The following is a 14,109-nucleotide window of genomic DNA, read 5'->3' on the forward strand; positions in this document are numbered from 1 at the left end:
CTCAGACGGCCACCGCGGCGCGGATCGCCGGGTGGTGCTGATAGTCATCGACGACGAAGTCCTCATAGCGGTAGTCGAAGATGCTGTCGGGCGTGCGGGTGAAGCGGAGGCGCGGCGCGGGGTACGGGTCGCGCGAGAGTTGCTCCTCCACCTGCTCGACATGGTTGTCGTAGATGTGCACGTCGCCGCCGGTCCAGACGAACTCGCCGGGCTCGAGGCCGACCTGCTGAGCGACCATCAGGGTCAGGAGGGCGTAGCTCGCGATGTTGAACGGGACACCGAGGAACATGTCCGCGCTGCGCTGGTAGAGCTGGCAGGAGAGCCGGCCGTCGGCGACGTAGAACTGGAAGAACGCGTGGCAGGGGGCGAGCGCCATGTTCGGGATGTCGGCGACGTTCCAGGCGGAGACGATGATCCGGCGTGAGTCGGGGTCGCGGCGCAGCTGGTCGATCACCTGCGCGATCTGGTCGATGTGCGAGCCATCGGGCGCCGGCCAGGAGCGCCACTGGACGCCGTAGACCGGTCCGAGCTCACCGCGCTCGTCGGCCCACTCGTCCCAGATGGTGACGCCGTTCTCGCGCAGCCAGCCGACGTTGCTCTCCCCGCGCAGGAACCAGAGGAGCTCGTAGGCGATCGACTTGAAGTGGACCCGCTTGGTGGTGATGAGGGGGAAGCCCTCGGCGAGGTCGAAGCGCAGCTGGCGGCCGAACACGCTGCGCGTGCCGGTGCCGGTGCGGTCCGACTTGCGGCTGCCGTTCGCGAGGACGTCGCGCAGCAGGTCTTCGTACGGGGTCGGGATCGTCTCGCTCATCGACAACGATGGTACTTCCGTTCGGTCACCCCTGACCCCCGCACGGCGCGAGTCGTAGTCTTTCGACATGGAGACGGGTCCGGGCGCGGAACGGCACAGCGACGACGAGCTCGCCTCTGCCCTGGAGCGGGAGGTCGCACGGATCACCTCCGCGATCCCTGTCGTGGGCACGGCCGCGGTGCCGGGTGCGGAGCCGGAGCCGGAGTCGGAGCCGGAGCCCGACGCCGAGGAGGACGGCGACTGGATCGGTCCGCCGACGCAGGCGATCAGCTTCGAGGATCTGCCGGTGCGGCGGCAGATGGAGGGTCCGCAGCCGACCTTCAGTGCCTGGGTGGGGGCGGCGGCGCGACCCGTGCCGTCTCCGCAGCCCGAGCGCCCTGCGCCCGCTCCTCCCTCGCGCGCCGAACCCCTGTCGTTCGTGCCCCCCGAGCTGGCGCTGCGCGACTCGCAACCGCTCCCGCTCCTGGCGGAGGGGCCGGAGCCCGAGCCAGAGACCGAGCACGAGCCCGAGCCCGAGCCGGCAGCCGGCCCCGCGCCGCCCGTCGTCCCGAGGATCGCGCTGGCACCGGCCCTGCCCGACCTTCCGGGCACCGGTCCGGTCGTCACGCACGAGCTCGGCCCGATCGATGCGACATCCGCACGCATCGACACCGACCTGCACGACGACGCCGACGACGTGCACAGTACGGCGCCGTCGCCGGTCGCGTCGCCCCGGGTGGCGCTCGACGAGACGGTCCTCTCCGGCGCCGAGCCGGTCCCCGCGCCGCTCTTCGAGCCGGAGGAGGCCGACCTCGAGCCGTCGGCGGTCGACCGGCGGGTGGGGCGCGCGGCACGGATGTTCTGGCTCTGGTTCGCGGGCACCTCCTCTCTCATCTCGATCGGCGTCGGCGCGACGCTGTTCACCCTCGGGCTCAGCCTGCGGCAGCTGCTGGTGGCGACCCTCGTCGGGGTGGCGCTGTCGTTCCTGCCGCTCGGGCTCGGCACGCTCGCGGGCAAGTGGAGCGGCCAGCCGACGATGGTGGTCTCCCGGGCGACATTCGGGCTCCGGGGAAACGCCATCCCCGCGATCCTCGCCCTGCTGACCAAGCTGTTCTGGGGCGCCGTGCTGCTCTGGCTGGCGGGGACGGCGGCCGGCTCGCTCGCGGTGTCGTGGGGCGGAGCGGCCGACCGCGCGACGCCGACAGCGGTCGCCCTGCTGGCCGCGATCCTGATCGCCGGTCTCGTCGCGTACTTCGGCTACGCCCTCGTCGCGCGGGTGCAGCTCCTCCTCACCATCGCCTCCGCGGCGCTGATCTCGGTGATGATCGCCGGCACGTGGCGGCACGTCGACCTCGTCAGGGCTCTCGCCGTCCCCGACGCGCTGTGGACGCACGTCGTGACGGGCGCCGTGCTGGTGTTCAGCTACCTCGGGCTCGCCTGGGCGATGAGCAGCGCGGAGGTGGCGCGCTACCAACGACCGACGTCGTCCGGGGGCGCCGCGATGCTGTGGGCGACCTTCGGGGCCGGGGTGCCTCCGTTCGTCCTGGTGTCGTACGGCGGCCTCCTCGCGGCCTCCCACCCCGGGCTCGCCGATCGGCTCGCGAGCGACCCGGTCTCGGGCTTCGTCGCCCTCGGCCTCCCCGGCTGGTTCCCGGTCCCGCTGCTCCTCGCCGTCGGGCTGAGCCTGATCTCGGCGCTGGTGCTCACGATGTACTCGGCGGGTTTCACGCTCGACGCGCTCGGCGTCCGGCTCGGCCGGCGGTGGAGCACGGTCGTCGCGGGCGGTCCGATCGCGCTCGCCGGGATCGTCCTGGCCCTCACGGTCACCGACCTGGACAGCGTCATCCGCGGCGTGCCGACCGCCCTCTCCGTGCCCGTCGCCGCGTGGACGGGTCTCTTCGCGGCGGAGACCATGCTGCGCGAGCGCCGCTTCCACCAGCCGTCGCTGCTGGCGACCGGCGGGGTGTACCCCGACTGGCGCTGGGTGAACCTGGGAATGCTGTTCGTGGCGTCGGCCGTCGGGCTGGGGCTCGTGAGTTCCGACCTGCCCTGGCTCGCATGGGAGGGCTACCTCTTCCGGCTGCTCGGCATCGACCCGGAGGCCGGCATCGGCACCAGCAACATCGGTGTCGTCGTCGCGCTCGTGCTGGGGCTGGTGACGCCGCTCGTGGCGGGCATCCCGGCCGTCCGGCGCCAGGAGCGGGGCGTCGCCTGATCCCGTAGGCTCTATCCCGTGCAGCACACCCTCCGTTCCGTCCGCGAGACCGTCGAGGGCCTGTGGCCGCTCTCCGGAGCCGAGGGCTGGGACGCCCCCGGGCTGCTGTCGGGCGACCCGGCCGCCCCGGTCGAGCGCATCCTGCTCGCCGTCGATGTGGTCGCCGCGACCGTCGACGAAGCCGTCGAGGGCCGAATCGACCTGCTTCTCGCGCACCACCCGCTGCTGCTGCGCGGGGTCACGAGCGTCGCGGAGGACCGGTACAAGGGAGCGCTGCTCGCCCGGCTCATCCGCGGCGGCTGCGCCCTGATCGCCGCGCACACCAACGCCGACGTCGTCGCCGCCGGCACCAGCGCCGTCCTCGCCGCGCGCCTCGGGCTCATCGACGCCGTCCCGATCGCCCCCGCAGCCGACGGCGTGACGGGCATCGGGCGCGTCGGCACCCTGCCGCAGCCGACCACGCTCGGTGCGCTCGCCCGCGAGATCGCCGGCATCCTCCCTCCCACCGCCGGGGGAGTGCGCGCCGCGGGGGACTACCACCAGCCCGTCTCCCGCGTCGCGGTGTGCGGAGGGGCGGGGGACTCCCTGCTCGGTGAGGACGCCGTCCGCTCCGCCGACGTCTACATCACGGCCGACCTGCGCCACCATCCCGCCTCGGAGGCGCGCGAGCAGGCGGTGCTCGGCGGTGGCCCCGCCCTGCTCGACGTCTCGCACTGGGCGAGCGAGTGGCTGTGGCTCGAGGTCGCGGCCGAGCAGCTGCGCGCCGCCCTCCCGGGCGTGGAGGTCCTGGTCAGCGAGCTGCGCACCGACCCCTGGGACTTCGCCATCCTGCAGTGAGCACGCAGAACCCACCAGCCCTCGACGATCCCGGCAGACCCGGACGACCGTCCCCCACGAAGATGGAGCACCGCCCGTGAAAGCCAGCCCCGCCGACCAGAACGAACTCCTGCGCCTGCAGTCCGCCGACACCCGCCTCGCACAGCTCGACCATGCGGTCGCCACGCTGCCGCAGACGAAGGAGCTCAGCACCCTGCAGCCCGAGGTCGAGGCCCTGCGCGCACGCTGGATCGCCGCGACCGGCGAGCTGGAGGACGCCCGCACCGAGCTGAAGCGGGTCGAGTCCGATGTCGAGCTGGTGGAGGCGCGGATCAAACGCGACAACGACCGCGTGCAGCAGACCGCCTCCGTCAAGGACGTCCAGGCGCTCGAGGCCGAGCTCGCCTCCCTCGCGAAGCGACAGGGCGACCTCGAGGAGATCGAGCTGACCGTGATGGAGCGCGTCGACGGTCTCGAGAAGGCGCTCGCCGCGGTCGAGGCGGAGCGCGCGGAGCTCGGGTCGCGCGTCGAGGCGCTCGAGGCGGCACGCGACGCGGAAGCCGAGAAGATCGCGGCGCAGCGCACGGCGCTCGCCGCCGACCGCGCCACCATCGCCGGCGCGCTCCCTGCCGACCTGGTCGCGCTCTACGAACGCCAGCGCGCCCGCTACGGGCTCGGCGCCGCCCTGCTGCAGCGCGGTGTCTCTCTCGGATCCAACGTGAAGCTGACCGAGTCCGACCTCGCCGAGATCCGACGCGCGGCCGCCGACGACGTCGTCCTGTGCCCCGACAGCAGCGCCATCCTCATCCGCAACGAGGAGTCCGGTCTCTGAGCCGACTCTGACCCGGCGCACAGCCGGCCTGCGCTATCGTGATCAGCGGAATGGGTCGGCAAGACGGTCGCGTCGGTCCGCGTGAGCGGGCCGCCGAGGAACGTCCGGGCTCCACAGAGCAGGGCGGTGGGTAACACCCACCCGGGGCAACCCGCGAGACAGTGCAACAGAAAGCAGACCGCCACCGGCCTCGGCCGGTGGTCAGGGTGAAACGGTGGTGTAAGAGACCACCAGCGGCCGGGGTGACCCGGTCGGCTCGGTAAACCTCGCCCGGAGCAAGGTCAGACAGGGAACGCATAAGGTGGCTCGCCGAGTTCCCGGGTAGACCGCTGGAGGGCGGCGGCGACGTCGCCCCGAGAGAGATGGCCGTCCGCGGCACCACGGTGTCGTGACAGAACCCGGCGTATCAGCCGGCCCATTCCCTGCACGAGCACGACGGAGGCACGCGAGGGGGAGCGGGGCATGGAGGAGCGGACCGCGCAGCTCGTCCCCCGGGCGGGCGCGCTCGCGATCTGCGTGTTCGTGCTGGTCGGAGTGGGCTACGTCTCGTGCGTCGCCGTGCTGCTGGTGTGCCCGTCGATCGTGCCGGAGCCGATGTACTGGGCGATGGACCTGTCCGGCGACGTCTTCCGCATCTCCACCTTCTCGCTCGGCTACTGGATGACCGCGTGCGTCGTCGCGCTCGGTCTCGCCCTCGCGATCACCCTGCTGGCCGGGCGCGCGTTGGCTGCACTCGGGGAGCTCGCTCAGTCGGCGTCGGGGGAGAACCGGTAGCCCATCCCCGGTTCGGTGAGCAGGTACCGCGGACGCGAGGGCTCCGGCTCCAGCTTCTTGCGCAGCTGAGCGAGGTACAGGCGCAGGTACCCGGTGTCGCTCGTGTACTGCGGTCCCCACACCTGGGTGAGCAGTGCCTGGCGGGTCACCAGACGGCGCGGGTTGCGCACGAGCACCTCGAGGATGGCCCACTCGGTCGGCGTGAGCCGCACATGCTCCACGCCGTCCACGGTCGTCCGCGTGACCTGGTGGGCGGCGAGGTCGACGCTGATCGCACCGAAGGTCACCACCGGCTCGTCCGGCGCACCGGTCTGGCGGCGCGTCAGCGCCCGGATGCGGGCGAGCAGCTCGTCGGCGGCGAACGGCTTCGTCACGTAGTCGTCGGCGCCGGCGTCGAGCGCGTCCACCTTGTCGGCCGAGCCGGTGCGACCGGAGACGACGAGGATGGGCACGGTCGACCATCCTCGCAGCCCCTCGATGACCTCGATGCCGTTGAGCTCGGGCATCCCGAGATCGAGCATGACGAGGTCCGGGTGGTGCTCGACGGCCTCCGACAGCGCCTCGGCGCCGGTGCTCGCGGTGAGCACGTCGTATCCGCGTGCGGTCAGCAGGATGCGCAGGGCGCGGAGGATCTGCCGGTCGTCGTCGGCGATCAGGATCTTCACGCAGGCTCCTCCTCCGTCGCCGCGGGCAGCGACACCACCATGGTCAGTCCACCGCCGGGCGTGTCCTCGGCGTCGAGCGTTCCGCCCATCCCCTCCACGAAGCCCTTGGAGAGGGCCAGGCCGAGGCCGATGCCCGTGTCGTTGTCCGTGTCCCCGAGGCGCTGGAACGGCAGGAAGACCGCCTCCCTCCGCTCGCCGGGGATGCCGGGACCGTGGTCGATCACGCGCACCTGCACCATTCCGGCGAACGCGCTCGCGGCCAGTACCGGGAGACGGTCCGGCGGGCTGTAGCGCAGGGCGTTCCCCACCAGGTTCACGACGACGCGCTGCAGCAGCACGCCGTCCGCGACGAGCGCGGGAAGGTCGGGAGCGATGTCGAGCTCGACCTCCGCCGGGCCGACGCCGAGCTCGTCGAACGCCGGCGAGATCACATCGTCGAGCTCCGTCGGAGCGAGGGAGACGCCCAGCACCCCTGCCTGCACGCGGCTCACATCGAGCAGGTTGGTGACGAGCGTCGCCAGGCCGTCGAGGCTGTCCTCCGCGGTCTCGAGGAGGTCGTCCCGATCCTCGTCGCTCAGGGCGAGATCCGTCTGGCGCAGGGTGGTGACCGCGGCCGTGGCGGCGGCGAGGGGGCGGCGGAGGTCGTGACCGACGGCGGCGAGGAGCGCGCTGCGCACGCGGTCCGCCTCGGCGAGCGGGCCCAGTTCCGAGGCGGTCGCAGCGAGGTCCCGGTGCTCCAACGCCGCGTCGAGCTGAGCCACGATGGCTCCGAGCAGCCTCCGGTCGCTCGCGGCCAGGTCGCGCCCCGAGAGCTCGAGAGTCCCCCGGGTACCGACCGGGAGGCGCTGCGTGTGCGCGGAGTCCGCCGGCTCCCCGTCGATCGAGACGACGTCGTCGCCGTCGAGCAGGCGTACCCCGCTGAGACCGAACGCCTCCCTGGTGCGGGTGATGAGCGCCTGCAGGGCGTCCTGTCCGCGGATGACCCCGCCCGCGATCGTCGCCAACAGTTCCGCCTCGGCGGTCGCGCGCTGAGCCGCCCGGGTGCGGCGCGCGGCCTGGTCGACCACGAGGCTGACCAGAGCGGCGATCACGACATAGAGCACGAGGGCGAGCAGGTGCAGCGGCTCGCTGATCGTGATCGTGTAGAGGGGGTCGACGAAGAAGAAGTCGAGCGTCAAGCCCGAAAGCAGGGCGGCGAACAGGGCGGGCCAGATGCCTCCGACGAGCGCGACGATGACCACGAGAAGCTGATAGCTGAGGACGTCCGCCGTCATCGACTCGCCGGAGCGCACGCTCGTGAGGAGGAGGGTGAGCAGGGGGCCGCCGACCAGCGCCAGCGCGAAACCCAGGACGCGTCGGCGCACGGTGAGGCCACCCGTCGGGCGCGGCAGCGAGAACCGTCCGCCGGCGCGGGAGTGGGACACGATGTGCACGTCGATGTCGCCCGACTCGCGGATGACGGTCGAGCCGATCCCGGGGCCGGTGAGGAGCGCCGCGAGCCGGCTGCGCCGTGAGACGCCGATGACGAGCTGGGTGGCGTTCTCGCCCCGGGCGAACTCGACCAGGGCGCGCGGGATGTCGCTGCCGACGACCTGGTGGTAGCTGCCGCCGAGCTGCTCGACCAGCGCACGCTGCGCCGCCAGGGTGCCGGGGGCGCCGGTGCGGAGGCCGTCCTCGCTCGTGACATGGACGGCGAGCAGCTCGCCGCCCGCCGACCGCGCGGCGATGCGTGCGCCACGACGCAGCAGGGTCTCGCCCTCCGGGCCGCCGGTGAGGGCGACGACCACGCGCTCGCGCGCCTCCCATTTGCCGGCGATGCCGTGCTCGGCGCGGTACCTCTGCAGCGCGCTGTCCACCTCGTCCGCCAGCCAGAGCAGCGCGAGCTCGCGCAGGGCGGTGAGGTTGCCGAGCCGGAAGTAGTTGGACAGCGCCGCGTCGATGCGCGACGCCGGGTAGACGGCTCCCTCGGTGAGCCGGTCGCGCAGCGCCTGCGGGGCGAGGTCGACCACCTCGATCACGTCGGCCCGGCGCAGCACGGCGTCCGGGATCGTCTCCCGCTGCTGTACGCCGGTGATCTGCTCGACCACATCGTTCAGCGACTCGATGTGCTGGATGTTGACCGTCGACATCACATCGATGCCCGCGTCCAGCATCGCGTCGACGTCCTCCCACCGCTTCGCGTGCGGCGACCCGGGGGCGTCGGTGTGGGCGAGCTCGTCGACCAGGGCCAGCTGCGGGGCCCGCGCGAGCACCGCCTCCAGGTCGAGCTCGGTCAGCTGAACACCGCGGTGCTCGACGACCCGGCGGGGGACGACCTCGAGCCCGTCGAGCATCGCGGCGGTGGCAGCGCGACCGTGCGTCTCCACGACCGCGACCACGACGTCTTTGCCGAGCCCCTGCAGGCGCTTGCCCTCCTCGAGCATCGCGTACGTCTTGCCGACGCCCGGCGCCGCGCCGAGCATCACCCGCAGGCGACCACGTGGCATGTCTACTTGTCCATCTCCGAAAGGGCCAGGTTGAGCTGGAGCACGTTCACGGTCGGGTCCCCGAGATAGCCGAGGTCCCGTCCCTGCATCCTAGACTCGACGAGCGCGCGCACCCGGTCGGCAGGCAGGCCGCGCGCCGCCGCGACCCTGTCGACCTGCAGGAGCGCGTATGCGGGGGAGATGTGCGGGTCGAGCCCGGAGGCGGAGGCGGTGACGGCATCGCTCGGGATGGTGTGCGCGGGGACGCCATCACTCGCCTCGATGGTCGCGATGCGCTGTTCGACCGCCTTCTGCTGAGCGGGGTTCGACGCCGCGAGGTTGCTGCCCGAGGAGGCGGCGCCGTCGTAGCCGTCGCCCGCCGCCGACGGACGGGACTGGAACCACTGCGGAAGCGGCTTCCCGTGCGCGTCGGTGAAGCTCTGGCCGAGAAGGGCGGAGCCGACCGGCTTCCCGCCCACCGAGATGATCGAGCCGTTCGACTGTGCGGGCAGCGCGAGCTGCCCGATCCCGGTGATGACGAAGGTGTAGGCGATGCCGAGCGCGATCGTCAGGACGATCATGGCGCGCAGGGCGACCCAGTACTGGCGCCAGGCGCCGCGGAGGCCGTTCATTGTCGTGTCCTTATCCGTGCGTGTCAGAATCCGGGGATCAACGCGACCACGAGGTCGATCAGCTTGATCCCGATGAAGGGGGCGATGATCCCGCCGAGCCCGTAGATCAGCAGGTTGCGGCCGAGCAGGGCCGACGCGGCCGAGGGTCGGTAGCGCACACCGCGCAGTGCGAGCGGGATGAGCGCGACGATGACGATGGCGTTGAAGATCACCGCCGAGAGGATGGCCGATGCGGGCGAGTGCAGGCCCATGATGTTGAGCGCGGAGAGGCCGGGGAAGGCCGCCACGAACATCGCCGGGATGATCGCGAAGTACTTCGCGACGTCGTTGGCGATGGAGAACGTGGTGAGCGCTCCGCGCGTGATGAGCAACTGCTTGCCGATGCGCACGATGTCGATCAGCTTGGTCGGGTCCGAGTCGAGGTCGACCATGTTGCCCGCCTCCTTCGCGGCCGACGTGCCCGTGTTCATGGCCACCCCGACGTCGGCCTGGGCGAGGGCCGGGGCGTCGTTCGTGCCGTCGCCCGTCATGGCGACCAGGGCGCCGCCCTCCTGCTCGCGCCGGATGAGCGCGAGCTTGTCCTCGGGCTTCGCCTCGGCAAGGAAGTCGTCCACGCCGGCCTCCGCCGCGATCGCCTTCGCCGTCAGGGGGTTGTCGCCGGTGACCATGACCGTGCGGATGCCCATCCTGCGCAGGTCGGCGAACCGTTCGGCGAGCCCCTCCTTCACGACGTCCTTGAGGTAGATCGTGCCCAGCAGCGCGGCGCTGCCGTCGGCCCCGCGTGTCGCGACGGCGAGCGGCGTGCCGCCGACCTGCGAGATGCGCTCCACCTCGGCGTCCAGCTCGGCCAGCGCGGCGGAGGAGGGCGGAGTCGCGCCTGCCGCGGCCGCGCACTCGCGCACCCAGGCGACGACGGCGCTCGCCGCACCCTTGCGCACCTGCGAGCCGTCGGGGAGGTCGAGGCCGCTCATCCTGGTCTGGGCCGTGAAGGGGACGATATCGCCCTCGACGGTCGTGGGCGTCTCGTGCCCGAGCGATGCAGCGAGGTCGAGCACCGACACGCCTTCCGGCGTCGGGTCGCTGAGCGAGGAGAGCGCGGCCGCGCGGATGAGATCCTCCGGACCGGCCCCTCCGATCGCGGTGAACTCGCTCGCGCGCCGGTTGCCGTAGGTGATCGTGCCGGTCTTGTCGAGCAGCAGCGTCGTGACGTCGCCCGCGGCTTCGACCGCTCGGCCGGACATCGCGAGCACGTTGTGCTGCACGAGCCGGTCCATTCCGGCGATCCCGATCGCGGAGATGAGCGCGCCGATGGTCGTCGGGATGAGGCACACCAGCAGGGCGATGAGCACCGGGACGGTCGGGGCCGCGTCGGAGTAGCCGGCGACGGGCTGCAGCACGAGCACGACGATGACGAAGATGATCGAGAGGCTGGCCAGCAGGATGTTGAGGGCGATCTCGTTCGGCGTCTTCTGCCGCGACGCGCCCTCCACCAGCGCGATCATCCGGTCGACGAAGGTCTCGCCGGGCTTCGACGTGATACGCACGACGATGCGGTCGGAGAGCACGCGCGTGCCGCCGGTGACGGCACTGCGGTCGCCGCCGGACTCGCGGACGACGGGGGCGGACTCGCCGGTGATGGCGGACTCGTCCACGGTCGCGATGCCGCGGATCACGTCGCCGTCGCCGGGGATCGCCTCGCCCGCCGCCACGACGACCACGTCGCCCAGGGCGAGCTCGCTCGACGCGACCTGTTCGAGCGCGGCGGACGCGGCCTCAGGGTCGGCCTGTTCGTCGTACCCCACGACGCGGTTCGCGAGGGTGGTGGAGCGGGTGGCGCGCAGCGTGGCCGCCTGGGCCTTGCCGCGGCCCTCGGCCACCGACTCCGCCAGATTGGCGAACACGACGGTGAGCCAGAGCCAGACGGCGATGCTCCACGTGAAGGCCAGGGTCGCCGGGCCGGCGCCTCCTGCGCCGAGGAACGGCTGGGCGATGGCGACCACGGTGGTCAGAGCCGCGCCGACCTCCACGATGAACATGACCGGGTTGCGCCACATCAGGCGAGGGTCGAGTTTGCGCAGTGCGCCGGGGAGGGAGGCGATCAACTGAGCGCCGCTGAAGGCGCCGGAGGGGCGGGTGCGCTCCTGGGGGGCGCGCATGCCGCGATGAGGGGTGAGTGTGGTCATGGTGTCACTGAAGCCCTTCCGCCAGGGGACCCAGCGCGAGAACGGGGAAATAGGTGAGTGCGGAGACCAGCACGACCGTGCCGATCATCAGGCCGACGAACTGCGGCCGGTGCGTCGGGAGGGTTCCTGCCGTGGCGGGGACGCGCCCCTGGGCCGCGAACGAGCCGGCGAGCGCCAGAACGAACACGATCGGCAGGAAGCGGCCGAGGAACATCGCGACGCCGAGGGCCGTGTTCAGCCAGGGGGTCGCCGCCGTGAGCCCGGCGAAGGCCGAGCCGTTGTTGTTCGCGGCGGAGGTGAAGGCGTAGAGCACCTCGCTGAACCCGTGCAGTCCGGGATTGAGGATGGACGTCTTCTCGATGTCCGCCCGGACGGCGGGGATCGCGAAGCTGAGCCCGGTGCCCAGGAGCACCAGCGTCGGCGTGGTCAGGATGTAGAGGCTCGCCAGCTTGATCTCCCGCGGTCCGAGCTTCTTGCCGAGATACTCCGGCGTGCGGCCGACCATCAGCCCCGCGACGAAGACGGCGATGATCGCGATGACCAGGATGCCGTAGAGCCCCGAGCCGACGCCTCCGGGCACGATCTCGCCCAGCATCATGTTGATCATCGCCATCATCCCGCCGAGCGGGCTGTAGCTGTCGAGCATGGAGTTCACGGCGCCGGTCGACGTGGCGGTGCTCGTGGTGTTGAACAGTGTCGACCCGAGCACGCCGAAGGCCGTCTCCTTGCCCTCCATCGATCCGCTGGCGGCCTCGAACAGCGTCATGCCGACGAGCGACACCAGGAACAGGGTCCCCATCGTCGCCAGGATCGCGTATCCCTGCCGCTTGTCGCCGACCATCGTGCCGAAAGTGCGCGGCAGCGAGAAGGGGATCAGGAGCATGAGCAGCACCTCGACGAGGTTCGTCCATGCGGTCGGGTTCTCGAACGGGTGCGCGGAGTTGGCGTTGTAGAAGCCGCCGCCGTTGGTGCCGAGCAGCTTGATCGCCTCCTGCGAGGCGACCGGTCCGCCCGGGATCGACTGGGCGGCTCCGGTGAGGGTCGTCACGTGCTCGAACCCGTTGACGTTCTGCACGACCCCGCCCGCGATCAGGACGACGGCCGCGACAACCGAGAGCGGCAGCAGGATGCGCACGGTGCCGCGCATCATGTCCACCCAGAAGTTGCCGATCGTCCCGGTCGATCGCGACGCGAACCCGCGCACCAGTGCGACGGCGACGGCCATGCCGACGGCGGCGGAGACGAAGTTCTGCACCGCCAATCCGGCGAACTGCACGGTGTAGCCCAGCGTGGCGTCCGGCGAGTACGACTGCCAGTTCGTGTTCGTCACGAACGAGATCGCGGTGTTGAACGCGGTCCCTTCCGGCACCGCGGGCATCCCCAGCGAGTAGGGCAGGAACTCCTGCAGCCGCTGGAGACCGTAGACGATCAGGATGCCGACGACCGAGAAGGCCAGCACGCCGCGCAGGTATGCGGGCCAGGTCTGGCCGCTGCGCGCATCCACGCCGATCAGCCGGTAGACGCCCCGCTCGACGGCCAGGTCGCGGTCGGTGGTGTACACGCGCGCCATGTAGTCCCCCAGGGGGCGGTAGGCGACGGCGAGCAGGAGGATGAGCGTCGCCAGCTGGGCGACGAACAGCCAGGTGCCCGTCACGGAGTCCGCGCCCATCTCAGAACCGCTCCGGCTTCACGAGCGCCACCACCAGGTAGGCGACGGCAGCCACGGCGAGCAGCGCCGCGACCGCATCGATCACGATCACAGCTTCTCGACCCCCCGGCCGGTCAGACCCACGACGAGCGCGAGCACGACCACTCCGAGGAGGTAGACGATGTCCAGCACGACTCTCTCCATCCACGAGGACGCCCCGGCCGATCGACCGGGGCAGGAGAGAGTCCACACCCGCGCGGGGCGCACGGAGGCGCTCCTAACGCATCCCTAACGCCCCGCGGCGGAATCCTTGCGGATCGCTCGCGCTAGCTCGCGACCGCCAGCGCTGCTGCCCCCAGGATGCCCGCGTTGTTGCGGTGCACAGCCGGGACGATCTCGGTCTTCAGCTTCAGCAGCGGGAGGAACTCCTGGTAGTTCTTCGAGACGCCGCCGCCGACGATGAACAGGTCGGGGGTGAACAGGAACTCGAGGGTGGAGTAGTACTTCTGGAGGCGCTTGGCCCACTTCTCCCAGCTCAGGTCGTCGCGCTCCTTGGCGGAGTAGGCGGCGCGCGACTCGGCGTCGTGGCCGTCGACCTCGAGGTGCCCGAGCTCGGCGTTGGGGATGAGCACACCGTCGTAGATGAGGGCGGAGCCGATGCCGGTGCCCAGTGTCGTCATGATGACCAACCCGTCCTTGCCCTTCGCGGCACCGAAGCGGGTCTCCGCGTATCCGGCGGCGTCGGCGTCGTTGACGAAGTGGATGTCGCGGCCCAGCGCCTTCTCGAACAGATCCTCGGCGTGCAGGTCGATCCATTTCTTGGAGACGTTCGCGGCCGAGAGGGTGACGCCGTGGCTGACGATGGCGGGGAAGCAGACGCCGACGGGCGCGTCGGGCTCCTCCGCCGCCAGCTGGTCGACGATCTGCGTGGTGACCTCGACGATGCCGTCGGGCTCGCCGCCCTCGGGCGTCGGCAGCTTGACGCGGTCGCTGATCAGCTCCCCGGTCTCGAGGTCGACCAGCCCTCCCTTGATTCCCGTTCCGCCGATGTCGATGCCGATTGCGTGCTTCTGACCGCTCATGCCCACG

12 protein-coding genes and 1 other RNA gene are annotated in these 14,109 nt (G+C 71.4%); 5 read left to right on the top strand and 8 right to left on the bottom strand.

All coding sequences use genetic code 11. From position 1 onward, the window contains the following. Position 1: 1 nt before the first annotated feature. Complete coding sequence (locus LLS1_RS08975) at positions 2–811, bottom strand: thymidylate synthase (RefSeq protein WP_223356997.1); 810 nt, start codon at positions 809–811, stop codon at positions 2–4. Positions 812–878: 67 nt separating this feature from the next. Between LLS1_RS08975 and LLS1_RS08980 the strand changes: the two genes are divergently transcribed. The 5 genes from LLS1_RS08980 to LLS1_RS09000 all read left to right on the top strand — a co-directional run bounded on the left by LLS1_RS08980 (position 879) and on the right by LLS1_RS09000 (position 5,427). After that, on the top strand, positions 879–3,005 hold the full coding sequence (locus tag LLS1_RS08980) for a cytosine permease (RefSeq protein WP_226654874.1): 2,127 nt from the start codon (positions 879–881) through the stop codon (positions 3,003–3,005). A gap of 18 nt (positions 3,006–3,023) precedes the next feature. After that, positions 3,024–3,842, top strand: a complete 819-nt coding sequence (locus LLS1_RS08985; RefSeq protein WP_226654883.1) for a Nif3-like dinuclear metal center hexameric protein — start codon at positions 3,024–3,026, stop codon at positions 3,840–3,842. A 76-nt stretch (positions 3,843–3,918) separates the two neighbouring features. Then, positions 3,919–4,653, top strand: coding sequence for a zinc ribbon domain-containing protein (locus LLS1_RS08990; protein ID WP_226654884.1), 735 nt, complete (start codon positions 3,919–3,921; stop codon positions 4,651–4,653). A gap of 51 nt (positions 4,654–4,704) precedes the next feature. Then, an RNA gene (rnpB, locus tag LLS1_RS08995) (RNase P RNA component class A) lies at positions 4,705–5,075 on the top strand. A 40-nt stretch (positions 5,076–5,115) separates the two neighbouring features. Beyond that, positions 5,116–5,427 (top strand): hypothetical protein, encoded by a 312-nt coding sequence (locus LLS1_RS09000; protein WP_226654885.1) that lies wholly within the window; start codon positions 5,116–5,118, stop codon positions 5,425–5,427. Here LLS1_RS09000 and LLS1_RS09005 read toward each other — a convergent pair. The 7 genes from LLS1_RS09005 to ppgK all read right to left on the bottom strand — a co-directional run bounded on the left by LLS1_RS09005 (position 5,400) and on the right by ppgK (position 14,102). Beyond that, positions 5,400–6,092: a response regulator gene (locus LLS1_RS09005; RefSeq protein ID WP_223356986.1), complete on the bottom strand. Its 693-nt coding sequence runs from the start codon at positions 6,090–6,092 to the stop codon at positions 5,400–5,402. The two genes, LLS1_RS09000 and LLS1_RS09005, sit on opposite strands and share 28 nt — an antisense overlap. Continuing rightward, entirely contained in the window at positions 6,089–8,578 is a 2,490-nt protein-coding gene (locus tag LLS1_RS09010) for a DUF4118 domain-containing protein (protein ID WP_226654887.1), read from the bottom strand. Before LLS1_RS09010 ends, LLS1_RS09005 begins: the two co-directional genes overlap by 4 nt. Positions 8,579–8,580: 2 nt before the next feature. Continuing rightward, the gene (gene kdpC / locus LLS1_RS09015) at positions 8,581–9,189 is read right to left on the bottom strand and encodes a potassium-transporting ATPase subunit KdpC (RefSeq protein WP_226654889.1); all 609 of its coding nucleotides are present in this window, start codon (positions 9,187–9,189) and stop codon (positions 8,581–8,583) included. Between the two features lie 23 nt (positions 9,190–9,212). Next, a complete protein-coding gene (kdpB, locus tag LLS1_RS09020; RefSeq protein WP_374758257.1) occupies positions 9,213–11,372 on the bottom strand; it encodes a potassium-transporting ATPase subunit KdpB in 2,160 nt (719 codons plus the stop codon). 4 nt (positions 11,373–11,376) lie between these two features. Beyond that, complete coding sequence (gene kdpA, locus LLS1_RS09025; RefSeq protein ID WP_223356980.1) at positions 11,377–13,041, bottom strand: potassium-transporting ATPase subunit KdpA; 1,665 nt, start codon at positions 13,039–13,041, stop codon at positions 11,377–11,379. A gap of 1 nt (position 13,042) precedes the next feature. Beyond that, positions 13,043–13,132 carry a potassium-transporting ATPase subunit F gene (locus LLS1_RS09030; protein ID WP_223356978.1) on the bottom strand — a complete coding sequence of 30 codons (90 nt, stop codon included), beginning with the start codon at positions 13,130–13,132 and terminating at the stop codon, positions 13,043–13,045. A gap of 214 nt (positions 13,133–13,346) precedes the next feature. Continuing rightward, a complete protein-coding gene (ppgK, locus tag LLS1_RS09035) occupies positions 13,347–14,102 on the bottom strand; it encodes a polyphosphate--glucose phosphotransferase (RefSeq protein WP_223356976.1) in 756 nt (251 codons plus the stop codon). Positions 14,103–14,109 lie beyond the last annotated feature (7 nt).

The organism is Leifsonia sp. LS1, from assembly GCF_020521355.1.
In the GTDB taxonomy this organism is placed as follows: domain Bacteria; phylum Actinomycetota; class Actinomycetes; order Actinomycetales; family Microbacteriaceae; genus Leifsonia.

Excerpts from the sequence above, each read along its gene's own strand:
- kdpB (WP_374758257.1), bottom strand. The coding sequence starts at position 11,372 with ATGACCACACTCACCCCTCATCGCGGCATGCGCGCCCCCCAGGAGCGC.
- LLS1_RS08980 (WP_226654874.1), top strand. The coding sequence starts at position 879 with ATGGAGACGGGTCCGGGCGCGGAACGGCACAGCGACGACGAGCTCGCC.
- kdpA (WP_223356980.1), bottom strand. The coding sequence starts at position 13,041 with ATGGGCGCGGACTCCGTGACGGGCACCTGGCTGTTCGTCGCCCAGCTG.
- LLS1_RS09010 (WP_226654887.1), bottom strand. The coding sequence starts at position 8,578 with ATGCCACGTGGTCGCCTGCGGGTGATGCTCGGCGCGGCGCCGGGCGTC.
- LLS1_RS09000 (WP_226654885.1), top strand. The coding sequence starts at position 5,116 with ATGGAGGAGCGGACCGCGCAGCTCGTCCCCCGGGCGGGCGCGCTCGCG.
- LLS1_RS08975 (WP_223356997.1), bottom strand. The coding sequence starts at position 811 with ATGAGCGAGACGATCCCGACCCCGTACGAAGACCTGCTGCGCGACGTC.
- kdpC (WP_226654889.1), bottom strand. The coding sequence starts at position 9,189 with ATGAACGGCCTCCGCGGCGCCTGGCGCCAGTACTGGGTCGCCCTGCGC.
- ppgK (WP_223356976.1), bottom strand. The coding sequence starts at position 14,102 with ATGAGCGGTCAGAAGCACGCAATCGGCATCGACATCGGCGGAACGGGA.